Origin of the sequence: Marinicella gelatinilytica (assembly GCF_026410405.1) — a bacterium.
GTDB lineage: Bacteria > Pseudomonadota > Gammaproteobacteria > Xanthomonadales > Marinicellaceae > Marinicella > Marinicella gelatinilytica.
In genome coordinates, this window is sequence record NZ_JAPMLN010000014.1 from 38,779 (window position 1) to 64,902 (window position 26,124).

23 protein-coding genes are annotated in these 26,124 nt (G+C 43.3%); 11 read left to right on the plus strand and 12 right to left on the minus strand.

Annotated elements, in window-relative coordinates:
• The first annotated feature begins 114 nt into the window (after positions 1-114).
• Both OS173_RS09710 and OS173_RS09715 read left to right on the plus strand, forming a co-directional pair.
• Positions 115-366, plus strand: a complete 252-nt coding sequence (locus tag OS173_RS09710) for a hypothetical protein (RefSeq protein WP_267184088.1) — start codon at positions 115-117, stop codon at positions 364-366.
• Positions 367-530: 164 nt separating this feature from the next.
• Positions 531-2,579: a BCCT family transporter gene (locus OS173_RS09715; protein ID WP_267184089.1), complete on the plus strand. Its 2,049-nt coding sequence runs from the start codon at positions 531-533 to the stop codon at positions 2,577-2,579.
• A gap of 93 nt (positions 2,580-2,672) precedes the next feature.
• Here the strand turns inward: OS173_RS09715 and OS173_RS09720 are convergent, their stop codons facing one another.
• From OS173_RS09720 to OS173_RS09755, 8 genes are all read right to left on the minus strand, one after another.
• Positions 2,673-2,909: a hypothetical protein gene (locus tag OS173_RS09720; protein WP_267184090.1), complete on the minus strand. Its 237-nt coding sequence runs from the start codon at positions 2,907-2,909 to the stop codon at positions 2,673-2,675.
• Positions 2,910-3,059: 150 nt separating this feature from the next.
• A complete protein-coding gene (locus OS173_RS09725; RefSeq protein ID WP_267184091.1) occupies positions 3,060-3,578 on the minus strand; it encodes a hypothetical protein in 519 nt (172 codons plus the stop codon).
• 189 nt (positions 3,579-3,767) lie between these two features.
• Positions 3,768-6,257 (minus strand): phosphoenolpyruvate carboxylase, encoded by a 2,490-nt coding sequence (locus tag OS173_RS09730; protein ID WP_267184092.1) that lies wholly within the window; start codon positions 6,255-6,257, stop codon positions 3,768-3,770.
• 456 nt (positions 6,258-6,713) lie between these two features.
• The gene (locus OS173_RS09735) at positions 6,714-7,007 is read right to left on the minus strand and encodes a type II toxin-antitoxin system RelE/ParE family toxin (protein ID WP_267184093.1); all 294 of its coding nucleotides are present in this window, start codon (positions 7,005-7,007) and stop codon (positions 6,714-6,716) included.
• The gene (locus OS173_RS09740; RefSeq protein ID WP_267184094.1) at positions 7,004-7,267 is read right to left on the minus strand and encodes a type II toxin-antitoxin system Phd/YefM family antitoxin; all 264 of its coding nucleotides are present in this window, start codon (positions 7,265-7,267) and stop codon (positions 7,004-7,006) included. The genes OS173_RS09735 and OS173_RS09740 overlap by 4 nt, the downstream gene beginning before the upstream one ends.
• Before the next feature lie 133 nt (positions 7,268-7,400).
• Positions 7,401-9,584 (minus strand): primosomal protein N', encoded by a 2,184-nt coding sequence (locus tag OS173_RS09745; protein ID WP_267184095.1) that lies wholly within the window; start codon positions 9,582-9,584, stop codon positions 7,401-7,403.
• Between the two features lie 428 nt (positions 9,585-10,012).
• A complete protein-coding gene (folE2, locus tag OS173_RS09750; RefSeq protein ID WP_267184096.1) occupies positions 10,013-10,933 on the minus strand; it encodes a GTP cyclohydrolase FolE2 in 921 nt (306 codons plus the stop codon).
• Positions 10,934-11,024: 91 nt separating this feature from the next.
• A complete protein-coding gene (locus OS173_RS09755; RefSeq protein WP_267184097.1) occupies positions 11,025-12,167 on the minus strand; it encodes a class I SAM-dependent methyltransferase in 1,143 nt (380 codons plus the stop codon).
• Positions 12,168-12,170: 3 nt separating this feature from the next.
• On the opposite strand from OS173_RS09755, the gene OS173_RS09760 reads away from it, so the two are divergent.
• Genes OS173_RS09760 through OS173_RS09790 form a run of 7 tightly spaced genes read left to right on the plus strand, consistent with a single transcriptional unit; the run spans position 12,171 to position 20,007 of the window.
• The gene (locus OS173_RS09760; protein ID WP_267184098.1) at positions 12,171-12,746 is read left to right on the plus strand and encodes a 4'-phosphopantetheinyl transferase family protein; all 576 of its coding nucleotides are present in this window, start codon (positions 12,171-12,173) and stop codon (positions 12,744-12,746) included.
• A 22-nt stretch (positions 12,747-12,768) separates the two neighbouring features.
• Positions 12,769-14,478 carry a phospholipase D-like domain-containing protein gene (locus tag OS173_RS09765; RefSeq protein ID WP_267184099.1) on the plus strand — a complete coding sequence of 570 codons (1,710 nt, stop codon included), beginning with the start codon at positions 12,769-12,771 and terminating at the stop codon, positions 14,476-14,478.
• 14 nt (positions 14,479-14,492) lie between these two features.
• Positions 14,493-15,821, plus strand: a complete 1,329-nt coding sequence (locus OS173_RS09770) for an LSm family protein (RefSeq protein WP_267184100.1) — start codon at positions 14,493-14,495, stop codon at positions 15,819-15,821.
• Positions 15,822-15,854: 33 nt separating this feature from the next.
• Positions 15,855-16,793, plus strand: a complete 939-nt coding sequence (locus OS173_RS09775) for a FecCD family ABC transporter permease (RefSeq protein WP_267184101.1) — start codon at positions 15,855-15,857, stop codon at positions 16,791-16,793.
• Entirely contained in the window at positions 16,793-17,494 is a 702-nt protein-coding gene (locus OS173_RS09780) for an ABC transporter ATP-binding protein (protein WP_267184102.1), read from the plus strand. Before OS173_RS09775 ends, OS173_RS09780 begins: the two co-directional genes overlap by 1 nt.
• Positions 17,481-19,241 (plus strand): GspE/PulE family protein, encoded by a 1,761-nt coding sequence (locus tag OS173_RS09785; RefSeq protein WP_267184103.1) that lies wholly within the window; start codon positions 17,481-17,483, stop codon positions 19,239-19,241. The genes OS173_RS09780 and OS173_RS09785 overlap by 14 nt, the downstream gene beginning before the upstream one ends.
• 31 nt (positions 19,242-19,272) lie before the next feature.
• Complete coding sequence (locus OS173_RS09790; RefSeq protein ID WP_267184104.1) at positions 19,273-20,007, plus strand: glutamine amidotransferase; 735 nt, start codon at positions 19,273-19,275, stop codon at positions 20,005-20,007.
• Between the two features lie 229 nt (positions 20,008-20,236).
• Here the strand turns inward: OS173_RS09790 and OS173_RS09795 are convergent, their stop codons facing one another.
• The 4 genes from OS173_RS09795 to OS173_RS09810 form a co-directional block, all read right to left on the minus strand.
• Positions 20,237-20,824, minus strand: coding sequence for an FMN-binding negative transcriptional regulator (locus OS173_RS09795; protein WP_267184105.1), 588 nt, complete (start codon positions 20,822-20,824; stop codon positions 20,237-20,239).
• Between the two features lie 19 nt (positions 20,825-20,843).
• The gene (locus tag OS173_RS09800; RefSeq protein WP_267184106.1) at positions 20,844-21,461 is read right to left on the minus strand and encodes a cation transporter; all 618 of its coding nucleotides are present in this window, start codon (positions 21,459-21,461) and stop codon (positions 20,844-20,846) included.
• Positions 21,462-21,682: 221 nt separating this feature from the next.
• The gene (locus OS173_RS09805; protein ID WP_267184107.1) at positions 21,683-22,804 is read right to left on the minus strand and encodes a PilT/PilU family type 4a pilus ATPase; all 1,122 of its coding nucleotides are present in this window, start codon (positions 22,802-22,804) and stop codon (positions 21,683-21,685) included.
• Between the two features lie 26 nt (positions 22,805-22,830).
• Positions 22,831-23,868, minus strand: a complete 1,038-nt coding sequence (locus OS173_RS09810) for a type IV pilus twitching motility protein PilT (protein WP_267184108.1) — start codon at positions 23,866-23,868, stop codon at positions 22,831-22,833.
• Between the two features lie 108 nt (positions 23,869-23,976).
• Here OS173_RS09810 and OS173_RS09815 point away from each other — a divergent pair, with 108 nt between their 5' ends.
• Entirely contained in the window at positions 23,977-24,390 is a 414-nt protein-coding gene (locus OS173_RS09815) for a DUF192 domain-containing protein (protein WP_267184109.1), read from the plus strand.
• Between the two features lie 118 nt (positions 24,391-24,508).
• A complete protein-coding gene (locus OS173_RS09820) occupies positions 24,509-26,023 on the plus strand; it encodes an alanine/glycine:cation symporter family protein (RefSeq protein WP_267184110.1) in 1,515 nt (504 codons plus the stop codon).
• The last annotated feature ends 101 nt before the right edge of the window (positions 26,024-26,124 follow it).

Here is a 26,124-nt window from a genome sequence, read left to right on the forward strand (position 1 = left end):
ATTGAGATTATTTTATCATTGAGAAGATATTAATGGTTTAACTCAGCGCAGATTAATGTCAAGGTCTTATTCTAATTGTTGAGTTTGACAATTAATGATGTTAGTTTTTATTCTATGGCAAAACCCAATAAAAAAGGCCCGACCAGAACAGTGGATGTGTTTTGCAGTCACTGCAAAACCCAACTGTATAAATACCGCAAAGGCGGTAAAGGTTCGCTGGTGAAATGTTTTCAGGAACGCATCAGTGAGAACTTCACAAAAATTCCATGTATCTGCCCCGAATGTGGTCAGGAATTTGCCCGGGAAATGATGATACGCGGTACCCCGGCGTTTAAAATGATTGGCGGTAAGGTGTTTGCGAAATAACCGGTCGGTTTATTGACCGCATTGGACATTCAATAAAGGCGTCAACGTTGGTTGTCAATGGTCTGGCTGCTTATTAAAGGCAACATAATCCATTTATCATTATCGCTTGCTTCGCTTTCAATGGATTTTGACTTGGGCTAAGATAAAAAGAAAACACATGTTTCATGTCGAATCCGATTACCAATAAAATCACGCTCAACATGGGAATCACTATTCCCAGCACCATTTTTATCATCATTACCTGTTTTTTTGCGGCTCTGTTTCCGGAACAGTCCGGTGCTTTTTTAAATGTCATAAAAAACTTTATTTTTGTTAATCTCAACTGGGTCTATGTGTGGGCAGTGACCCTGTTTGTGTTCTTCCTGTTTTATTTAATGCTCAGCAAATACGGCAATATAAAACTTGGTAACAATGACAGTAAGCCACAGCATTCGTTTTTTTCCTGGATTGCGATGTTGTTTGCCGCCGGCATGGGCATTGGTTTGATGTATTTTAGTGTGGCTGAACCCATGCAACATTTCAGTTCACCCGTTTTTGCGGATGAGGATGTCATAACACGCACCAAGAATGCGCAACTTTATACTTTTTTTCATTGGGGTATCCATGCCTGGGCCATTTATGGCATTGTCGGTTTATCTTTATCTTATTTTACCTATCGTTATAAGTTGCCGCTGTCTTTACGCAGTTGTTTTTATCCTCTGTTAAAAGATCGTATTCAGGGTAGATGGGGCAATTTGATTGACATTTTTGCACTCTGCAGTACGGTATTTGGTATTACCACAACCTTAGGCTTCGGCGTGGTACAAATCAATTCCGGTCTGGTCAACATGAATGTGTTTCCGGATACCGGTTTTACTTATCAGATGATTATTGTTTGTGTGTTGATTGCCATAGCGGTATTGTCTGCCGTAACCGGTGTCAGCAAAGGCATTAAAACATTGAGTCGAATTAATATTGTTGCGGTCATTTTTTTATTGTTATTTGTCATTGTGGTGGGCCCAACTTCACATATCTTAGGCAGTTTTACGCAAGGGCTGGGGTATTACATCAGCCAGTTTGTGGAACTGACTTTTAATACGCATTCCTATAAAACAGATGAATTACCCTGGTTTTATGACTGGACCATTTTGTACTGGGCGTGGTGGATATCCTGGGCGCCTTATGTGGGTATATTCATTGCAAAAATATCAAAGGGTCGAACCATCAGAGACTTCGTTGCCGCCGTTCTAATTATTCCAACCTTGTTCAATTTTATTTGGATGACGGTGTTTGGAAACAGTGCCATGTGGATAGACAAATTTAAAGCCGGTGGTGCATTAAGCGAGATTGCGGCGAACCCGGATGTGTTGATGTTCAGTTTTTTAGCGTATCTGCCACTTTCAAGCGTAACCAGTTTATTGGTCATTCTGATTATTGTTATTTTCTTTGTCACTTCAGCTGATTCCGGTATTGTGGTGATGGACAGTATCGCCACAAGAAACTCGTCAAAAACTTCAAAACTTCAAATTGTTCTTTGGGGCGCAATCCTGGCTCTGATTTCATTGGTGTTATTAAATGCGGGTGGGTTAAAAGCGTTGCAAACCATGACGCTGATTACAGCGCTGCCATTTTCGATCATCATGATTTTATTTATCGTGAGTTTAATGAAGGCTTTACGTGTGGATTATAAATATTATCAGAGAGATTTTTCGGTACCGACCAATTTATGGACCGCCGACTCATGGAAAGATAAGTTAAGACAAATCGTCACATTTAAAAATAAAAGCGCCATTGATTTATTTCTCAACACAACAGTAAAAGAGGCGTTTGAAGAACTCCAAACAGTGTTATCAAATTATGAAATCAAATCAAAAATCAATACCCATAAAAACCCCAATCGCATCGAAATAGAAATCAAGCACGACATGGTTAATAACTTTATTTACGGGGTCAGAAATGAATCCATTAATTTACCTGAGTATTTTTTAAATGAAGATAATCTTCCCGATGTTGACAGTGATGAATCATTTTTTCCGTTGTCTTATTTTGGTGACACCCGGGAAGGTTATAACATCAATTATTTCACCAAAAATGAACTTATTATTGATGTCCTGAAGCATTATGAACGGTTTTTAAAATTAACATCGGAAGAGAAAAATGTGATGTTTATCAGCAGCAATATCAACCACAAAAAATTTAAAAAAATAAAACGTCAGTTTAAGAAGAGTGATTAAATGTCAATAATCTGTTTTCAAGGCTATTTCATACCTGCACTGTGAATGGACATCAGTGCTGGTAAGTGCTTTCAAAAACATACTATGAAAAAGCTATGAAAATAAGGCAAAGGGAATCATTAGCAGTAATAAAAAGGGCAATAGCAACAGCTTTATTAATCCGAAAAAGACCATACCGATAACGGTCAGCATCAACACCGCGATTGATAACAAAACCGCGCCCACGAATAGAATCGGACTCAGTAGCACCACCACAAAAACCCAAAACAAGACCTTCAGCATCACCAGCGCCGCCAGTATTATCATCAGTCCAACCATTACTTCAATCATACTATTCACCATTGACAAAAGGGCTTAATGATTTATTAAGCCACTTATTTAAAATAGCAAAAGAGGGCGGTATAGTGAAGTGCCGGAAGTCAGGGTTGGTAATTTTTGGGTACCGGCGGAAAACGAGCACAACCGTGTTCTAATTCATTTTTAGGAAAATTCCCTTTTCACTATATACAAAGTAACGACAATAAAAGCTGAGAACATTAATATTAGTCCCCAGATGGAATGAGTTGGAACTGCTGTTATGTTACCTACGCCAAAAATGATGGGTTCACCAAACTGCTCAAAAAATATATTAGGATCATTAGGGTCAACTGGTAACGTTCCTCCAGGTGTTCTATAAAATGTAATTGTGTATTCCCCCTCTGCTAGAGTACCAAGATTATAGTAATAGTAGTCTGCTACTGGAATTACAGTGCAGGGACTATAATATGCTCCAATAAATGTTAATTGAATGTGGTTACCATTAATTTCAACATGATGATCAACACCATCATTATTAGGACCAAGTAATAAACAGGTTTGATTTGCATCAACCCCTGCTAATATTTCAGTATTAGTGTTAATAACAGCTGGTCCAATCGTTATAACCGGAGGAAACTCATTGTTTCCGCTAAAACATTTTAGCGATAGTAATAGCGAAATTAATGTAATATATATTTTCATGGTGTTTTTACTAATTATACATAATTAATGGTTGAACTCGGAATGGCTCTCAAAAAATATTGAAAAGCTGCGCTTTTGTTCGTTGCACTCACTGGATCCCCGGATCAAGTCCGAGGATGACGCGGTGAATTTGGATTGTGGATTACTTCATGAGATCCCTCGGCTGCGCTCGGGACGACTTTCGTCGCTTTATACCGCGTTGCGGCTGGCGTTGATGTTGCCGTATAGGGAGCGGGTGACCATGTTTTCATAGGTTTGGATGAGCTTGGGATCGGCGTTTTGTTTTTTGAGTTCTTCAATGGTTTGTAGGGCGTATTGCTGGATGGTGAGGAGTGGCAGTACGATGCGTTCACGGATTTGGATGGAGGCGTTGCGGCGTTTTTGGTCGGCCAGCAGTTCTGTTTGTTGGGACACGGCCAGTAAGCATTCGCGACTGCGTTCGAATTCGTCTTTGATGAGACGCCAGAAATCACCGAAGCGCGGGTCTTGTTCGAGATAGGCGGTCAGTGGCATGTAGGATTTAGCCAGTGACATCATGCAGTTGTCCATCAGGGTTTTGAAAAAGCCGGAATTAGTATAAAGCTGTTGTAAATCGGCTAATCGATGCCCGTCAATCAGCTGCTGCAAAGCGGTACCAACGCCGTAATAACCCAGCACGTTTTGCTTCAGTTGGCTCCAGGCGCCGACAAAGGGGATGGCGCGTAAATCTTCAAATACCAGGCCGGCCTTATCATCGCCACGTTTGGTGGGGCGACTGGAGATGTTGGTTTGACCATAGTATTTGAGGGTGCTGATTTGTTCCAGATAAGGCACAAAATCCGGATGGTTTTTAAAGGCTTGGTAATGATCAAAGCTGATGTCAGCGAGTTGCTGTAACAGCGAATAGGCGTCATCGTGCCAGGCTTCTGTGGGCGGATTGATGGCATTAAAGACACCGGCGCTCAACAGTTGTTCGAGGTTGTATTGGGCGGTGTCGGGGTTACCAAAATTCGAGGAAATGGTTTGGCCCTGAATGGTTAATTGGGTGGCATGGTTCTGGATATGCGGACTTAAAGAGGCATAAAATTGATGGGTTTCACCACCGCCACGGGCCGGAGGGCCACCGCGGCCATCGAAAAATATGACTGTGATGCCATGTTCTTTAGCGACTTTCGACAGGGCTTCTTTGGCTTTTAAAATGGCCCAATTGGCAGCGATATAACCACCGTCTTTGGTGCCGTCGGAAAAGCCCAGCATAATGGTTTGCTGCTTATTTCTTTTATTAAGGTGTGCGCCATATTCACGGTCTGTGTATAAAGTCGCCATCACTTCGGGGGCAACACGCAAGTCTTCAATGGTCTCAAATAGGGGCACAATGTCCACCGGCAAGGGCTTGGGCATATCGGCTTTGTGCATTAAGTCCATGACCGTTTTCACATGCGCCACTGACTGGCAGTTACTGATGATGTAACGCTGACAAGCGGGTTTGCCGTTGCTTTGTTGGATCTGGTGCATGGCTTGCATACTGGCAAGGGTGTCTTCAACCGGTAAGTCATCGCTGTTTTCGCGGCTGTTATTGAGCACCTCGTGGACTGCAGTTAGCACCCTGGAATCCTGGCGGATATCGAGCGCAGCAAAATGGAAACCGAAACTCTGCACCTGACGAATCAGGGCTTCAACCTGATCGACAAACAGACCTTGGTGGTCGGTAATTAAGTCGCTTTTAATGCGCTTAAGGTCAGTCAATAATTGCTCGGCACTGTAGTCATCATGTTCGGGGTTGGTGAAGCCGCCGATGTACAGTCTTTGTTCAATGCGGCTGACTTGATCTTCAATATTTTTAAAGGTCAGGCGGCGTTTTAAATCACGGACATGTCGGTAATAACATTTTAAAATACTGCTGCGCAAACGTCGTGCCACTTTACGGGTGGTGTCGGCGGTCACATAGGGGTTGCCGTCGCGATCACCGCCTGGCCAGAAACCCACTTCGATAAAGGCGTTTGTCGGTAACTCGCCATCGTTATAGAGGTTGTTTTCCAGGCGTTTGTTGATGTCTTGTATGGCTTTGTATAAAACATTTTCTAAGTACCAGGTGAGACTCACGGCTTCCTCGAAAGGTGTCGGTTTTTGTTTGCTGTAAAGCGGTGTTTTGCCCAGTTGCTGCAACAGCATTTCAATCTCGCCCAAGTTGTTGTCTTTAATCGCTTGTGACAATTCTGTGATGATACCAAGTACCGGCCCGGGATAAAACTGGGTGGGGTGGGCAGTGAGCACAATGCGGGCATGGTAATGTTTGAGTTTTTCTTTGAGCTCGGTGGTTTTGTGTAAAAATGCACTGCGCTGGGACAACATCGGCACACTGCCGGGCCCGTCAAGGGCATTGTTATCGGTAAAGGCGGCTTCTTCGATGGCATCAAACAGTACAATCTGACGCTCGATGTATTGAATCATCTTAAACAGCACCACAATACGTTCATCTTCGCTCTGTCCCGGGACATGGTGATTAAAGAATGTTTCAATGATTTGCTTGGGGCTTTGTTGGTTTTGGTAGCCTGTTTGGCAATGCTGGTTTAGAAGCGGCAAAAGCACACCCACCTGATGCACCTGGTCAAAGGGCAGGTTTAAAAACAAGCTGTTATAAATTTGGAATTTATTAATCACCGTACGGTGAAACGTGTCCATTTCAGAGAGTGTGGTCATTGTGTTATTTTTATTTTCAAGAAGCTTCGCTTGTTTGCTTCGCAAACTCGTGTAGTGTATTGAACTAATATGCTCTATGAGAGACCGTCACAAGTCTCATAACAAGGCATCGTTTGCAGATAATGGCCATAGTCCTTATCAAGAACGATAACGCCGTAATGAGGCTTGTGGCGGTCTCCCGAAGGGTGAACCCTAAAACAGCCATCTACGGCGTTATGTTTTCTGGCAATAAGACTAACTATTACTGCGAAAACAAGCCTTGTAGCTGACTATTTTATGATTCACTCATAGGGCATATTAGTTCAATACACTACACTAAGTCCCCGGGTCGTTGCCCGAGGACGTCGCAGTAAAAGACTGATAATGATTTATTTTAGAAGAGTGGTGGGTTGTTTGCAATGATTAGTGGGGGGCCAAAATTTTAAGATTGGTTGAAGTTCACTGGAGACACCTAATTTATTTGAGGTAATTATTGGGGAGCATGCTTTGATGTAGTACCGTCAGGAGAAAAATTTGTTTGTCATCGAAGCTGTAGTAAAGCACATGATTTTCGACGGTAAAGGCGTAAGTTGGTTCTTTGAAGTCAACTTTATGATGACCGATACGCGGATTGGCTTGAATAAGTTGACAGGTTTTTCGGATTGAGGCGAGGTACTTTCTAGCTTGTTGATGGCCGTAGTTGTGAATCGTGTAGGATTGGATGGCGGCTAACTCGGCTTTAGCTTGCCGAGTTATGTATAGTGCTCTCATGGATTCGGTTCGTTAACCGAAAGTGATTCAAAAACGTCATCAGCAGGTTCATAAAGGCCGGCTTTAACTTCCCGGTGGGCTGCTTTGAGTCTTTTTTGGAGTAATTCCTGTTTAATCTGCTCGGTTATTTGATAGTCTTCAATGGACATAACAACAGCCACAGGCCGGCCGTTTTTGTCAATTTGCACAGGTGATTTTTGGGCTTTGAGCAGTAATTCTCCAAAGCGTGTTTTAGCCGTGTTGGCGGTTAGTTTTTCCATGGTTCGTTCAAATCGTTCGATTCGTTTATTTTAAGGGTTAAGGTGTGTGTTTGCAATGGCTAGGAGGGATGCCCATAGATTTCGTTAGCGTTGGGAGGTCCCTCGACTCGCTTTGCTCACTCGGGATGACATTTCAATCAAAGCTGACCGGGTCGATGTCGATAAACCAGCGGACCGGGCCCTGGGTGGGATTGTGTTTTTTCAGCAATTGCTTCAGCAGTTGATGTAAGCCGCGACGGTTATTGGCATTTAAAATCAGCTGCATGCGGTGCAGTTTTTGTTTTTTTTGCATGGGTGCAGGTAAGGGACCCATAACACTGACGGCCGGATCCTGACCAATGGCGTCGATCAGTTCCAGTAAAAAAGCTTCGAGTTTATCTTCAAAGCGGTGTTGAGCACGGATGATGGCCATGTGGCTGAAGGGCGGAAATTGCATGTCCCTGCGTTGTTTTAATCCGTTGCGCGCCAGTTGTTCATAGCCTTGTTGTAACAGTGTATGGAAAAAATCGTGTTTCGGTTGGTGGGTTTGGATAATGACCTGACCAGTGGTTTCGGCGCGTCCGGCGCGACCGGCGACCTGTATCAGTAATTGTGCCAGGTATTCTTCGGCGCGAAAATCGGTGGAATAGAAACTGTTATCAACATTGACCACCACCACCAATGATAATGTTGGAAAATCGTGACCTTTGGCCAGCATTTGGGTGCCGACAATGACACAGGGATTTCCGGTCCTTACGCGGTCTAATTGTTGTTGCCATTGACGAGGTGTCGCCACCGAATCGCGGTCAAAGCGAATCACAGGGAAGTCGGGTATAAGTTGTTGTATGGCTGTTTCCACTTGTTCAGTGCCGACACCCAGGGTGTCCATTTCCTGGGAGCCGCAATCAGGACAAAATTCCGGCAAGCGGTAATTTCTGCGACAATGGTGGCAGAGCAGGCGGTCGTTATGTTTGTGATAGGTTAAATAAGCATCACAATCATCGCATTCAGCAATCCAGCCACAATCATGGCACAACAGTTTAGGCGACCAGCCGCGGCGGTTTAAGAACACCAGAACTTGATGGCCATTGTCGAGTTGCTGCTCAATGGCATCAAGTGTTTGCCGAGTCAAGCCACCATGGGTTTTACGACTGTCGAGGTTTTGTAGTTGGATTTTGGGCAAGGCTTTTTGATTGGTGCGACTGCGTAAAGTGAGCCAGTAATAGTGGTTATTCAAAGCATGACGCAGGCTTTCAAAAGCCGGTGTGGCGGAGCCTAACACCACCGGAATGCCTTCGATTTGGCCCCGTAATACCGCTAAATCACGGGCTGAGTAGCGTACGCCGTCTTGTTGTTTGTAGCTCAAATCATGTTCTTCGTCCACCAGAATGATGCCAAGCTTTTTAAACGGTGTAAAGATACCTGAACGGGTGGCAACCACCACGTCCACATGGCCGTTACCGGCTTGCTGCCAGACACGGGCACGCGCGCCGTCAGACAAACCTGAATGAAACACCGCCAGCCGGCCTTGGATGCGTTTTGAAAAAGTCTGGAATAATTGTGGTGTGAGACCGATTTCAGGCACCAGAACCAGGGCTTGTTGACCGCGTTCGAGTAGCGGTAAGAGGCTGCGAATATAGACTTCGGTTTTACCGGAGCCAGTGATGCCATCAAGCAGGCTGACATTAAAATGATGGTTGTGGTTTTTGATGTGGTTTAAAACCTGCTGTTGATCCGCTGTCAGGATAAAATCCGGCTGTTCGATGTGTTTGTTGTCGATAAAGGAGCGATCAGACTGCTGCAATAGGCCTTTTTCGGTGAGTTGTTTGCACAGTGCTGAAGCGCTGGCGCTCAAATGACTGAGTGCCGCCGGCATTTGTGGGCCGTTTTGTTGGATGTAATCAAACACCTGCCATTGTTTTGGGGCTTTTTTAAGTTGTTGTCGGGCTTGTTCGCTATCAACGTTGGTTTTGAACCAAACTTCTTGGGGAATAGCCGGGTTATCAACTTTTTTAAACCAAGCAGGCAAAGCGGTCATCAGCATTTCACCCAAACTGACCTTGTAATATTTGGCGGATTTGTTAATCAACAAGAGATTGTTTTTGTTTAACAGCGGTTGCTCATCGAGAATGGTATCGACTGTTTTGAGTTGCTTATAGTCGCTATTATTTTTGGTGTCGATAATGACACCGACCAATAATTTGTTTTTGCCCAACGGCACGCGTACCCGACGACCGATTAAGTCAGTCGGAATTTCACCGGATAGTTGATAGTCCAAAGTGTTGGCGAAAGGAATTTTTAAGGCCACTTGGACAATACAATGGGAGAAATCGCTCATGGCAGATATCTTATCATTGACATTTATAAATACTAAAAATTATGTTGTCTTGTGGAATGAATAACTGTTTTTATTAACATCAAAATATTTAATGAGCGCTTCACAGTAAGCCAAAACTTGTGTGTGCGTAAAAAATTATAAGTTATCCACATTTTCTGTGGATAACTTTGTGTATAAGTCTGAAAATCATGACTTAAAGAAAGTCGTGTCATGGTTTGAGACAAAATGGTTAAAAAGTTCCCAAAGCAATATAAAATAGTAAAATCAATAACTTACAATTGTAACCTGAACATAAAAGAGAAGCAGGGTGGCTAACTGATTGAATCAATCTTTAAAAAACCAGCTTGTGTATAAGTCGACACTAATCGTAAGCCTGTAAAGCCGGTGTCAAGCAAAAATAGCAATAATTTAATGATTTTACGAAGGTGTTATTCGCTATAGGCTTCGGCTGTGGCGTCGTGTGGATGTAGCGACTCATGATGTGTCACCCGTAAGTGAAATTGTTTTACATAATCGGATTTTTCTAAGGCTTGCTTAATGCGCCTTGCGGCATCTTCACAGAACATCAGATTTTGGCCATTTCTCAGCGCAAATGCCTGTTCGTCGGCTCGTTTTACCGCAGTTTGAACCGCTGTTTGTAAGGTGTTTTCTACAGTCTCTATAAAGTGTTCGATGGGCACTTGGCTTTGATCATTGTTGAGTTTGATTTTAATCACAGCAGTGCTGCGTTGGCTGTGGGGTGTGGCATTAATACCATCTGTGCTACCGAGCCATTTGAGAATCTCGGCTTTGTCGACTTTATCGGTGTCAAAGTGTTGGTCAAAATTATCTTGTATTAGTTGTCTGGCTAAAGCGGCAGAACATGGGCATGTGCTGGAATAAACCACCTGAAAGCTTAAATACCGTGAGATGCCTTGTTTTGCGCATTGCACCACAGATAATTTTATCGGATAGGCGCGCCACCCGGCATTATCAGTGACCAAAGCTTTACGTCGTAACAAAATATCCGATTCCACTTCTACCAATGCGTTTTCACTGAGGTCTTGGTGGCTGTCTAAAAATTCATCGGTTAAATCAGAAAGACGATTAAAATCAATTTTTTGGTTGCTGAACAAACGGTCACAAGCTAAATATAAGCGTGACATGTGAATGCCTTTGGAGGCAGCGTCATCCAGAGAAACTTCAGCGCGAACACGACCAATTCCGGCTATGGTATCGACGTCAGCATTGAGCTGCAAGGGCATTTCTATGTCACTCATACCAACCCATTGCAATTGACCACCGATGTGGGCTTTTTCTTCTTGGGCAATATCAGGCAGTGTGGCCGTTTGGTGGGTAGAATCTAACACGGTGTTTATCGTTCAATAAAACCCTTATCATGCGGTTAGTTGGTTAAAAAAACAAGTCTTAGCGCCATGAAATTGGTGTTATCAGAAGGCATTAAAGGTTGTATAGGCGATTGGTGGCAAAACCGCTTAAATCCATGTCAAGATTTTTTAAGGCAGCGATGCACTTAAATCGTTCTCCCATCTCGTTAGGCATCATTAATTTTTTAAGTTCTGTGGCAAGCGCATAATAATCGCTGTATGCGATTTCGGTTGCCAGCAAATTCTCGACACCCAGACCCATTAATAAATCCATTTGGTTATTAAAACCCACCACTTCACAATTAGCCGCCTTTAAACTTTCTGCGACCGCGGTGAAGTCAACAAAAGCGGTGATATCCTGGGCGCCAACATCATGATAGGGATTAAAATTAGCTTGATGTCGCTGGTGACAAACCAAGGTGCCGGTGTGTCGTTCGGGGTGATAATAGACATCACGGCCATAACCGTAGTCAATAAATAGCACCAAACCTTGATTTAAATGAGTGGTTAAAGCTTTTAGCCAATCAGTGAGGTGCGGAATAAATTCAGATCGATAACCATCGCTTAAAGATAAGTTTTTGGCTTTTATTTGAGACAATAAATCGCTTGGAAAATCGTGCCAGTGCTCCACCAGTTGATCGTTATCTAAATTGAGTATTAAGCGATAATAGTTGTTGTCTTGATACTGAAAAACCTCAACCGGTAATGCATCAAGTACTTCATTGGCAAAAATTATACCGTTAAAATCTTTGCTTGGTGGTTCATTAATCCAGTTGACCCGATCCTTAAGATGTGTGGGCAATTGATTAACGCGTTGTTGCTGCTGGTGTTTTAAATCGGCACTGACTTCCAGAATATAGTATTGCTCAGGCAGAAGATTGCCGGCCTGGTCCATCGCATCTAAAGCGGTTAAAACATCACAGCAAAACCGACCACTACCCGCACCTAATTCCAATATAACCGTTTGCTCAAGTTGCTTAATAACTTCGGCAAACTGTCGAGCCAATGATTGTGCAAACAGTGAGCCCAATTCTACAGCTGTGATAAAATCACCCGCTTCGCCGAATTTTTTTAATCCGGCACTGTAGTATCCTAAGCCCGGTTGGTATAAGGCCATACGCATAAAATCAGAGAAAGGCAGGCCGTCATGATGTTGAATGGCATTTGTGATGTGTTGCCAGAGGGATTGTTGAACCTGTTGTAATGAATCGGACATAACGTGAAAACAAACAAAGAGTTAAAGTTGTGGTTAAATCATAACCCGCAGTCGGAAAACAAAAAAGCCAAGATATACAGTGATGCCATTTTACATGAGTTGTTAAAAGATGCTTGCCCGGAATCAACATGTTTTGATATTAAACGGACAAAAAATGGAAAGCCTTACAGTGATGCGCCAATCCATTTTTCTTATAGCCACAGTCGACGGGTTTATCTATACGGAATATCAGATGTGGGGGTGATTGGGGTTGATATTGAACATTCCGGAAAGAAGAGACATTTTATGGCCTTGGCAGAACGCTACTTTCATCCTGACGAGACAGCGTTAATGAGAGAAATGGATAAACCACAACAAAATGAATTTTTTTATCGGTTATGGTCCCGTAAAGAGGCGTGGTGTAAATTATCAGGCGGGGTTTTGTGGTATTATTTAGAGCGTTCAGTATTGGCCGATCAAGTGCACATACATAATCATAAGTCAGTCCATTTCATCGACCTCACTGAAATCAAAGGTTTTGCTGCTGCTGTCGCCACTTTTTTCCCGATTGATAAGTACCACGTTAATGTCCTCAAGTAATCTAATGCGATGTTTGTTCTTCATGCCTTTTTTGCTGGTGATTGGATGCCAGATCGATCGCCAAACATTGCGCCAGGCGGAAACTGTCACAGAATTGAAAAAAGACACGGCACTGACTTGTCCCATTAAACAAGTCGATACCTGTGCTGCAGATACCGCTTTTAATAAGTTATACGCCAAGAGTCAAATGACCGATAAAAATCAAATGTTGATTTTGGATCATGGTGAAAAATCATTGTTGGCACGAATAAATTTAATTCGTGCGGCGCAAAAAAGTATTGATATACAGACTTTTATTTGGAACAACGACGAAGCCGGAAATTGGGTGCTCAGTGAATTGGTCAAAGCCGCCAGACGCGGTGTTCAGGTCAGTATTATCGGCGATCAGTTGTATACCATGGGCAATTCATGGTTAATGGCGGAATTAGCTACATTACATGAGAATTTTGATTTTCGACTTTATAACCCGGTTTTTAGTGATGCCCACACCTCGACTTTTGAATTTGCCACCGCCATCGCCTGTTGTTTAGCGAATCTAAACCGACGCATGCACAATAAAGCCTTTGTGGTGGACGATCGTTATGCCATTGTTGGCGGTCGCAATTACAGCAGCCGTTATTTTGATTGGGACGGTACGTTTAATTATAAAGACCGTGAAGTCATGGCAATTGGTTCAGTGGTGAATGAGATTGTGGTTTCTTTTGACAGTTTTTGGACGTCACCACATGTTTTACCTTTAACCCATTTAAATGATGTTGCCAGGCGCATTATTAATAATGAAGAGGCACAAACTGACTGGAATCGGCCGTTGCCAAAATTAGCAAAAACGTTGAGTGCTCAAGCCAACGATAACGGCTACATCGAGAAAACATTTTTTGCTGATTTTGTGGCGGTTGACGAGGTTGAATACTTTAGTGACACCCATGATAAACCATTCAATAAGGAAGCCCGGATCGTTAATAAGCAGTTGACTGATAAATTTCATGATTTATTTTCCAAAACAGAACACCATTTAGTGATTCAAACGCCTTATTTGGTATTTTCTCGCAAGGCACGCAAAATGTTTAAAACATTGCGCAAGGAACATCCCGATTTGATTTTGCAGGTTTCGACTAATTCACTGTCCTCAACCGATGCTTTTTATGTCTATGCCATCAGCTTAAAATATAAACGTTTTTACTTAAAAAAATTGGGCATGGAAATTTATGAATTTAAACAGCGACCCGGGATGCTTGAGCAGTTTTTTGCCACCGAGCAGAGTAATGAGCATACCCGTTATGGTATGCACAGTAAGTCGTTTGTGATTGATGATAAAATTTCCATGATTGGCAGTCATAACTTTGATCCGCGTTCAGATGTGCTCAACACTGAATCGGGTTTTATCATTTATGACCGAGAATTTGCCGCCAAATTAACAGCCAGTATTGAGCAAGATATGTTACCTGAAAATAGTTGGCTGGTGGCGGCCAAAGAGCAGATTCCCTTTTTTAGTCATGTCAGTGGGTTTTTTGCCACCATTTCGAGAAAATTGCCGATTTTTGATATCTGGCCATTTCGTTATTCCACAAGCTATGAGTTATTACCGGGAAAAGAGCCAGTGCCTCGCGATCATCCTGATTTTTTTGAACATTACGAGGAGGTGGGTAATTTTCCGGATATTGATTTGCCCGTGAAGCAAATTCAAACGATAATAATATCCGCCTTTGGTGGTTTTGCTGAACCAATTATGTAGTGTATTATGTGCTTATGAATAAAAAAAATATCATTATCATCGTTATTGTCATCGCTTTAGTGGCCTTACCTTGGTGGCGAATTAACCAGAACAGTGAGTTTTTTGTTGAAGGCTTAATGTCTCATTTGAGTCATTTGGGTGATTGGACCTACCAAGATCACAGCACTTCCATTAGTGGTGATATTTCTATTGAGGGTGTGCAATTTAAGCCACGCGGCTATCAGGATATTATTCGCGTGGAGTCCATCACTGTGACCACCGATGCCCGTGATTTGTTGTTCACAAAATCAACCGATTTATTGGTTAAATTGCCGCCGGAATTGACCGTAAACTTTAATCAGGTGAAGGTGGTCAATCCACAAAGTGAGTTACAAAATAACATACTAAAAAGTAACTATTTCCCGATGGTTCTTGGGTATTTAGGGGCTTTTGGTTGTGGCGATGGAACTGAGCCAAGTTTCACCAGTGAGCAATGGCAAGCAATGAACGGTTCAGAGCCGGTTTTTGATGTTAAGCTCACCTATGCTTTGTTAGAGGATGACTATAGTATTGACTTTAACATTAACATAAACAGTCCCGATAATTGGTACACCACCTGGTCAGGCGGACTTATTCGACCCAATGATGATGAGCGTCTGGCCTTCCATGACACCATTATAGATACCTTATATTATTATTATGCTGATCAAGGTTTTAATGAGAAACGTAACCAGTTTTGCGGAAAAGATCAGCAGTCAACTTTTGCCGCTTATCGCTTAAACAGCAGCGAAGCGCTGCAGCAGATTTTACGTGTTTACGCCGGTGGTGAAATGTCTCCAAAATTGGCCAATCAATACCAACGTTCTTTGCAGCCTCAAGTTGAATACAATGCCATTTTGAAATTAAAGCAGCCCAAGTATATTTTTGAAGTTGCTGATTGGTCACAGAGTGAATTATTCAAAAACAGTGACATTGAAGCCGCCTTGGGAGAACAAGAATATCAAGACATCAAGCTGTCTAAAATAGATCATTTGGATTTAGATATTGAGACCTTGCGTGTTGATATGGAGCAACGTCAAAAAATACGTGAAGAGCGCGAAGCGCAAGCCAACAAACCCAAAGAACTAATCAGGCAAATAAAAACCCATGTGGGTGGCCAGCAAAAACGAGAATATACCCTTACCAACTGGTCAGATGCGATTGGTCAATCGGTTAAAATCAAAACCAAACGCGGACGCCCGATATTCGGCACATTAAAAGCCATTAACGACAATCAGGTGACGGTCTCAACCCGCTTTAAAAGCGGTGATGCCACCATTAACATTTCGCGTAAAGATGTGCTATCCATCAGTATAGCGCGTTAAAAACAGGCACTCATGCACACAAAGCAATGGTTGATGAAACCCTGGGTTTGGATACTTTTGTTGTTTTTGATGTTGCTGATTTCAATGGCTGTGGGATCAGTTTCAGTGCCTTTGTCACAGCTGTTTAACGCTGACAGTATCACTTACAGTATTGTCTGGCAATTACGTTTGCCGCGCGCTTTTAATGCCATGTTGGTTGGTGGTTGTTTAGCTTTAGCGGGTCTTCTCATTCAAAACCTGGTTAAAAACCCGTTAGCCGATCCCTATTTATTGGGGGTTTCAGGCGGTGCCGCCAGTTGTCAATTATTGGTGATTATGCTGGGGCTGAGTTTAACCGCTGAGGCCTTGTTTTTAGTGGGCTTTGCCGGTTCCCTGGTGGCCACTTTGTTGGTGTTAAAACTGAGTTATCATGGTCACATTAGACCCAACAAAGTGACCTTAAACGGCGTGGTGATGGCTTTTGGTTTCGCTGCGATTATCTCTTTTATGTTGTCGTTGGCAGATGGTCAGCAAATCCGATCCATGATGTTCTGGTTAATGGGTGATTTGTCATTTGCTCAACCCAGTTGGTTAATGCTGGTGGTTTTGGCTTTGTGTTATGGTTTGTTGCGACGACAACACTCAGCTTTAGATTTACTGGCGCGCGGTGAGTTGTTTGCGCGTAAGTCCGGCGTTCATGCAGAGCGGTTAAACTTAATGATTTTTATCATGGTTGCTTTGTTAACATCCATGGCGGTGGCGCAAGCCGGCACCATCGGTTTTGTAGGCTTGATTATTCCCCATATCGTGCGTCTTATGGTGGGTTATCAGCACCGTCATTTATTATCGGTGACGGTATTGGCCGGAGCTTTGTTTCTACTGATTGCCGATACTTTAGCGCGCACCGTTTTAAGTCCGATTCAATTGCCGGTGGGTATTTTTACCGCATTGGTTGGGGTGCCGGTGTTTTTGTTTCTGTCTCGGAAAATATAATGTTGTTAGTCGATAACATAACTGTGTCTTTGCAGGATAGACGAGTCATTAACGGCTTAAGCTGCCAATTTGCTGCGGGTGAGTTTTGGGGTATTATTGGTCAAAATGGTGCCGGCAAATCCACTTTTTTACAATGTTTGGCCGGGCTTCTGCGTCCTGAACAGGGTCAGGTTATGGTCGATGGTGTAGACATACATCAGTTAGATCCGTTGTCTCGGGCGCAAAAAATGGCATATCTAATGCAGGAACAAGAACCGTCCTTGGCTTTTAGCGTGGCACAAGCGGTGGAAATGGGTCGTTATCCGTGGCCAGATGACCCTGAAAATCGATACCGATTAACGCAGCAAGCGTTAATCGATTGTCGCATTAAGGATTTACAAGATCGTTCCATTTTAAAGCTTTCCGGTGGTGAACGAAGAAAGGTTGAATTGGCCACCTGTTTGGCTCAACACAGTGATTATTTATTGTTGGATGAACCTTTTAATCATTTAGATGTGGTCTATCAGCGGTTTTTGGTCAAAAAATTAAAAACATTAAGCCGAGAAAAGACAGTCATTATGGTGTGTCATGATTTGGATGTTGTGGCGCAATATTGTAGTCATGTTTTGATGTTGTTAAGCGATGATTGTTATCTCAGTGGTGATTCAGCTACAATGTTAAAACCAACCAATTTGGATAAATTATTTGATGAACCCCACTGATGTACAATTTATGGCGACAATTGCGCGCCAATGGTTAAAAGCCGGCATTATCGAAGCGGCGGCTTTTGAACGTTTGTTGGAAAAATCACAGGTTAAATCAAGAACTGTTCATCCATATGTGGCTATTGTTGACAATAAAATCACCAACCAAAAAAATGGTAAACCCATCACTTTAGAATTTGTAACGCAATGGGTGGCGAAGGCCAATAAAATACCGTATTTAAAAATAGACCCAACCAAAATCAATGTCAATCAGGTGACCCAGGTCATTTCTCAGGCATATGCCAGACAGCACCAAATATTGCCCATTGCGATCGACAGTAAAACCATTCGCATTGCCGTGGCCAATCCAACGCAGTCTGATTGGCTGAGTGATATCCAAAAAATCCACCATCAAAAAATCGAACGGGTGCATGTTAATCCGATTGATTTGCAACGTTTATTGTTTGAATTTTATGGTGTGAACCGGCAGGTACAATCAGCGAAACGAAGACATCTGGGTAAAACCAACGATCCCATTCTAAACTTAGAGCAACTGGTCAAGCTTGGTGGTAATAAAGATATAAATGCCGATGACCAGCATGTCATTGGACTGGTTGATTGGTTGTTACAGTATGCGTTTGAACAACGCGCCAGTGACATTCATTTAGAGCCAAAACGGGATGATGCTTTGGTGCGCTTTCGGGTGGATGGTAAATTAATGAAGGTGTATGATTTGCCACCTTCGGTGATGTCGGCGGTAATCAGTCGCATTAAAATTTTATCGCGCATTGATGTGGCTGAAAAGCGCCGACCGCAAGATGGTCGCATTAAAACCCTGTCGGAAAATGGCCGTGAAATTGAATTGCGGGTGTCTACCATGCCCACCACCTTCGGTGAAAAATGTGTAATGCGGATTTTTGACCCTGAAGCGGTGGTGGTTAATTACCGAGATCTGGGTTTTAGTGAATCCGAGACCCAAATATGGGAGCGGATGATTAATCGACCACATGGTATTGTCCTGGTTACCGGACCCACCGGATCTGGTAAAACCACCACCTTATACTCAACCCTTAAGCAATTGGCAACACCTGAGGTTAATGTGTCCACGGTGGAGGACCCAATAGAAATGGTCGATGCGGTACTGAATCAAATGCAAGTGAATCCAAAAATTGGTTTGCATTTTGCCGATGGTGTTCGGACATTACTCCGACAAGACCCGGACATCATTATGGTTGGTGAGATTCGAGACTTAGAAACCGCAAAAATGGCAGTTCAAGCCTCCTTAACCGGACATTTGGTGCTATCAACGCTACACACCAATGATGCGCCGTCGGCCCTCAATCGTTTGCTGGATTTGGGTGTGCCGGATTATTTACTACGCAGTACCTTGGCAGGTATTATTGCGCAACGGTTGATTCGTTTGTTGTGCCCACATTGTAAAAAACCTCATAAAGTGGATGCGGAAAAATGGGTGTCGATGGTTCATCCTTATGATTTATCACCACCTGCTGAACTTTTTGAAGCTGTGGGCTGTGACGAATGCCGAAATACCGGCTATCATGGTCGTACCGGGGTTTTTGAGATGATGCCCATTGATGCGGAAATCAGAAAAAATATTAAAAAGGACACACCTTCAGAAGTCATTACCAAAATCGCTTATGGCCAAGGTATGTTACCTTTGCGGGTGGCCATTGCAGAATTATTAAAAGCCGGACAAACCTCTTTAGAAGAAGCCATTCGTTTGGCGCCGCCGAATATGGATTGATTTAACGCTCAACAGCCCATAACTATACCGCATGAAAAACAAATTCTTGATCATTCAAACCGGTGACCCGGTACCTTTGTCCGCCCCCAATGGTGAAACTTTTGCCGACTGGTTTATCGACGGTATGCAGGTTAGTCGTGATGTTGTCGATGTGGTGAACGTTCACAAAGGCGAAACCTTGCCCAACATTGACCACGCTTTTGAAAACTACCCCGGCCTACTAATTACCGGCTCTAAAGCCATGGTCACTGAAGGCGATGATTGGGTGTTAAAAACCCAAGCCTGGTTGCGTCAGACCATGTCCCATAAAATTCCCATGTTAGGCATTTGTTTCGGGCATCAACTATTGGCTGATATGCTTGGTGGTGAGGTGGGCTATAACCCCAAAGGTCGTCGCATGGGTTTGAGCCGTTGTACCCTCAGCGCCGAAGCCGCCACGGACCCATTGTTTCAAATTTTGCCGCAACCTGAGTTTGATGTGCTGGTATCGCATTCACAAACCGTCATTAGTCCACCGCCGATGAGTATGGTTTTTGGCCACACCGAAGCCGACGCCAATCATTTATTTCGCTACCATGATTTTATCTGGGGTGTGCAGTATCACCCGGAATGGAATGCGGATATTACGGCGGGATATATCAAACAACGCAGTGAGGATTTAAAGGCGGAAGGTTTGCGCCCTGATCATTTGTTGGCAGAACTAAAGGATTGTCCTGACGCGAAAAAAGTGTTATCTCAATTTGTAAAAATAACTTCAAATGCTTAACCCGAATATTTCATGTAAAAATGGAATCGAGGGAAAAATGGCAAAATAGATTGTATAAATATCGCATCAAGCTTAGTTGTTCATAGTTTTAAGCGATTTTATGCAAGATATGCAGACATTTTCTTTCTCAAGCCATTCAGGTACAAACTGTATTTTATAGGAATTTACCTAAATTATTGATACTGATAATAAATATAGTTATTTGTACCATTTACATGAAATATTCGGGTTAAAGCTTGAGGGCTTGTTTCATGGCTTCAGCAAGTTCGGGTTGACCATTTTCTTGTAGTGCATTAATGACGTTTTGTCGGTCAGTTGCAGAACGGTCTTGACTGAGTTTAAACTGACAAGACATGTCAATAATATCAATTTTAAGGGCAACAATGGCCGATAACATGGCCGGATTGTAATCATTGCGCCAGCTTAAACCGAGCGACTTTTGGTGTAACGCTGAGAGTTCATCGACAATCCCCTGGGTGATTTTTTCAGATGTATCTGTCTGACAAATCCCCCGGGCGTGAACGGTTTGGTAATTCCATGTCGGTACCCCGGGTTTATCATACCAATTCGGTGAAATGTATCCATGTGCACCTGAGAAAACCACGGTAACGCGAGAATTACTCAGGTACTTTAAATCAGAATTGTTTTTAGCCAGATGCCCCCACAGACAGCGCTGTCCGGCATCATATAACAACGGCATGTGATTAATAATCGGGAAATTATCGCCGGCACACACCACTTGCGCAAAAGGCTGCTGTTGTACAAACGCGCTGATAACAGCGGTATCCTTAATTATGTAGTCAGACGGAATATACATGATTTACACAAATGCTCAGCTAAATACGGCAACTTGGTGTCAGATTTTCACGGGCACTGTGAATGACCTGAAATCCTGAACGTAACAGATACAAAGCCAGTAAGGTCGCGACCAGTAAATCAGGCCAGCCAGATTGCGTAAACCAGACTAAGGCGGCAGCCACAAACACCGATAGATTAGCAACTATGTCATTGCGTGAGCAGGCCCATACTGAAGACATATTCACATCTTCATGGCGGTGTTTACTGAGAAGCAATAAGCACAATGCGTTGGCAGCTAAAGCAATCAGACTAAACAAGCCCATGAGTTCAAAGATAGGCACAGCCGGATTGAATAGTTTATAGACCACCTGGCTCAAGACCAACAAACCACCCAATAAAATCAAACAGCCTTTAAAAACAGCCACTTTGGCTTTCACCGTATTGGAACGACTGACGGCATATAAACTCACCGCGTAAGTGATGGCATCACCTAAATTATCGAACGCATCGGCAAATAAAGCCGAGGACCCGGCCAGCCAGGAGGCCACAATAATCACTCCAAACATCAACGCATTGATAATCAATACATAGATTAAAGTGCGTTTTTGGCGGTGATCTCGTGCCGATAAGGCCGATTCATGCTCGCAACAACCCATAAGAATATTAACTTAAAAAAATCAGTGGTTATTATAGCAATTACGCCTTAGCATCATGCAATAGAACAGGTGTTAAATGAGCACAAGTATTCTAAATTTGAATTAAGCCAGCCATTGGTGCGCGACAGCGCATCAGCCGCTGACTCATCAAATTATTGTGGTTTGCGCCAAGTTAATTATCGATGGCAGCTTTGCTGTAAGAAGCGAATCGCAAATTCCCCTTACTTGTCCTCTTCCAAACCCACACCGTCCATGCCCATGGAGAGGGTGTCGGCGTCGCCGCCTTGGGACAGTTTAATGGCGAGGCGGACTTCGTTGGCGGAGTCAGCATGACGCAAGGCGTCTTCGTAGGTGATTTCGCCGGCTTGGTACAGCTCGAACATGGCTTGATCGAAAGTTTGCATACCCATGTTGGTGGATTTTTTCATCAGATCTTTGAGCTTTTCGATTTTGCCTTTACGGATATATTCTTGTGCCAGGGGCGAATTAATGAGAATTTCCACCGCCGCCCGTCTGCCGGTACCGTCAGGAGTTGGAATCAGTTGTTGTGCCACCATGGCACGTAGGTTAAGAGACAAGTCCATCAGCAGTTGATCACGACCGTCTTTTGGAAAGAAATGCAAGATTCGGTCTAAGGCCTGGTTGGCGTTATTGGCATGCAGTGTGGCTAAACACAGGTGGCCGGTTTCAGCAAACGTGACCGCTTGTTGCATGGTTTCTTTTGTTCTAATCTCGCCAATCATAATCACATCCGGTGCTTGTCGCAGAGAGTTTCTTAAAGCCACCTCAAAAGATTCTGTGTCGATACCAACTTCGCGCTGGGTAATGACGCAGCCTTGATGTTCATGGACGTATTCAATGGGGTCTTCAATGGTAATAATGTGGCCGGTGGTGTTGACATTGCGGTAGCCAATCATGGCTGCCAAAGAGGTCGATTTACCGGTTCCGGTACCACCGACAAAAATGATAATGCCACGTTTAGTTAAGGTCAGTTCTTTCAGTACTTCGGGTAGTTTTAATTTTTCAAAAGTGGGTATTTTCGATTCCACCCGACGAATAACCATGCCCACAGCGTTGCGTTGATAAAATGCGCTCACCCGGAAGCGGCCGACACTGGAGACTCCAATGGCGAAGTTACATTCGTGGGTTCGTTCAAACTCTTCTTTTTGATAGGGAGACATAATGCCGGTGACCATGTCCCGTGCTTGGGCTTTGGTTAACGGTTGTTGGGTAATGGGAATAACACGGCCATGAATTTTTATACTGGGTGCCAAACCGGCGGTGATAAATAAATCAGATGCTTTTTTGTGCACCATTAATTTTAAATACGAATTAAAGTCCATGGTTGTCTCCTGGAATTGGTGTCACATTAATCAAAATCAGCTTTTGACACAGCTCGCGAACGCGCTTGTGCTTTGCCAATCAGACCGCGATTAACCAAATCTTTTAAACATTGGTCCAAAGTCTGCATACCAATGGCTTGGCCGGTTTGAATGGATGAATACATTTGTGCCACTTTGTCTTCTCGAATTAAGTTACGAATGGCCGGAATTCCGATCATGATTTCATGGGCTGCAATTCGACCGCCGCCCACGCGTTTAATCAAGGTTTGTGCCACCACCGCTCGCAATGATTCTGATAACATAGAACGCACCATGGGTTTTTCTCCTGCGGGGAAAACGTCAATGATACGGTCAATGGTTTTAGCCGCTGAGGTGGTGTGCAAGGTGCCGAATACCAAGTGACCGGTTTCAGCTGCTGTTAATGCCAAACGAATGGTTTCTAAGTCACGTAACTCACCCACCAGAATAATATCCGGGTCTTCACGAAGTGCGGAGCGTAATGCGTTCTCAAAACTCTTGGTGTCCCTGTGAACTTCACGTTGGTTGATCAGACACTTATTGCTGGTGTGAACAAATTCAATCGGATCTTCAATGGTTAAAATATGTCCGTGTTCTTTTTTGTTGAGGTAGTCAATCATGGCCGCTAAGGTGGTTGATTTACCGGAACCGGTGGGGCCGGTGACCAATATTAAACCGCGTGGAACGTCAATGATGTCTTTAAAAATAGCCGGACAATTAAGATCTTCAAAGGTTAAAATTTCGGTGGGAATGGTTCTGAATACGCCGCCGCAACCACGGTTTTGATTAAAGGCATTAACACGGAATCGAGCCATACCGGGAATCTCGAAAGAAAAGTCAATTTCATAGTTTTCTTCGTACTCCTTGCGTTGGTAATCATTCATGATATCGTAAATCATGTCGTGCAATTCTTTGTGCTCAAGTGGCGGTAAATTAATCCGCCGTACGTCACCATCAACCCGTATCATCGGTGGTAATCCCGCCGACAAGTGTAAATCTGAGGCTTTATTTTTGACTGTAAAAGCCAATAGTTCTGCAATATCCACTCAATTTTCTCAACAGTAAACAGTTTATTGAGTTTAGCCTTGTTAAGTGATAAATTCCAGTATGCTGTATAAAAAAACAATGAAAAAATGTATAAAACCAGCCTTTTAATGACACTCATTCTGTTACTAAGTGCTTGCCAGTCCTTGCCTGATCGGGTCAGTATTAATGGTGTTGCCTTTCAGGTCACTGTTGCTGATGATGATAACAGTCGCGCCATGGGCCTGATGTATCGGGAATCTATGCCTGAGGATGTCGGCATGTTATTTATTTTTCCTGATAGCCAACCGCGGGCTTTTTGGATGAAAAATACCTTGATTCCTCTGGATATTTTATATTTCAATCAACACAAAAAACTGGTGAGTATTCAAGCCGATGTGCCACCTTGTCGAAGCACCACAACGCGTTGTCCAAATTATCCAAGTAAGTATGCGGCACAATATGTGCTAGAGATTAATGCCGGCTTAGCCAATAGGTATGATTTTAAACTGGGTGATGAGTTGTTGATTAATTTAAAAAAATAGGTTTACCGCTACATACCGTTAAAAAAAACAGTTAAGATGAGCCATCGATTTATTGCCCGATGTCTTAAATGCGGCGGGTAGAGACATCACTAAAACTAAAAAAACGGGAACAGTATTAATGATTTTTAAAAAACTTTTACCTTACTTATTATTGATGGTGGGAACACCTGCGTGGGCGATTAAAGCTGACGACAAAATTAACGAAATTGTACAGCCGGTGGCCGATGCCATTGCCGGTGTGGTGTTTGTTGAGGTGCCATTTTTCGGTGGACGTTCTGTGCCTTTGGTGCTGATCTGGTTAATCGTGGCGGCTATTTTCTTCACGTTTTATTACAAGTTCGTCAACATGCGATCTTTTCGTCATGGTTTTGATTTAATTCGTGGTAAATATGATCATCATGATGCCGATGGTGAGGTGACTCACTTTCAGGCGCTATCGACGGCTTTATCAGGTACTGTTGGCTTAGGTAATATTGCCGGGGTGGCGGTGGCTGTGAGTTTAGGCGGTGCCGGTGCCACTTTTTGGATGATTGTGGCCGGATTTTTAGGCATGTCAACCAAATTCGTTGAATGTACCTTGGGCGTTAAATACCGAACGGTATTGGCCGATGGCACCATTCACGGTGGGCCAATGCAATATTTAACCAAAGGATTTAGCGAGCGAGGGTTTCCTAAAATTGGTAAGTTTTTAGCCATCTTTTTTGCCATTATGTGTATTGGCGGCTCTTTTGGCGGCGGCAATATGTTCCAAGCCAACCAGTCGTTTCAGCAGGTGGTGAGCATCACCGGCGGCGAAGACAGTTTCTTAATTGGTTACGGTTGGTTATTCGGCGTGATTGTGGCGGCTTTTGTGGGTATCACCATCATTGGCGGCATTAAAGGTATTGCCAGAGTGACCTCTAAATTAGTGCCTTTTATGGGCATTATTTATGTGCTGACCGGTTTGGTGATTATTGGTATGAATTACCAACATGTGCCGGAAGCGTTTAGTGACATTTATTATGGTGCCATGGATGCCAAAGCGGCTTTTGGTGGTGTGATTGGGGTTTTGATTGTCGGTTTCCAACGTGCGGCATTTTCTAACGAAGCCGGTATTGGTTCTGCAGCCATTGCCCATTCAGCGGTGACCACCAATGAGCCCATCACAGAAGGCTTGGTGGCTTTGTATGAACCTTTTATTGATACCGTCATTGTTTGTACCGTAACTGCTTTGGTTATTGGTATTACCGGCTTTATTCCGGCAGCCTCCGATGAAACCATTCAAGGCATTGAACTCACTTCTGCGGCTTTTGCCAGTAATGTTTCTTGGTTTCCATATGTATTGACCTTGGCTGTTGTGTTGTTTGCGTTTTCCACCATGTTGGCCTGGTCTTATTATGGTTTACGTGCGTTTACTTTCTTGTTCGGTCCGGGTAAAAAGCAAGAAACGGTTTACAATGTCATGTTTCTGGTGTTTGTGGTGCTCGGTGCTTCCATGAATCTGTCGGGGGTCATTCTGTTTTCTGATGCCATGATATTTGCCATGTCTTTTCCTAATATCATTGGTTTATATTTCTTAGCGCCGGTGGTTAAACGTGAGTTAAAACAGTATTTTAAGAAGTTGCGCAATGATGACTTGCCCACGGTCGATTAAGTGTTGCGTGACAGACTTATGAATTAATAGTGAATCGGGTTAAATCGATTGCTGTTAACATAAAAAAACCCGGCTGGTGTTAACTTGCCGGGTTTTTTTTG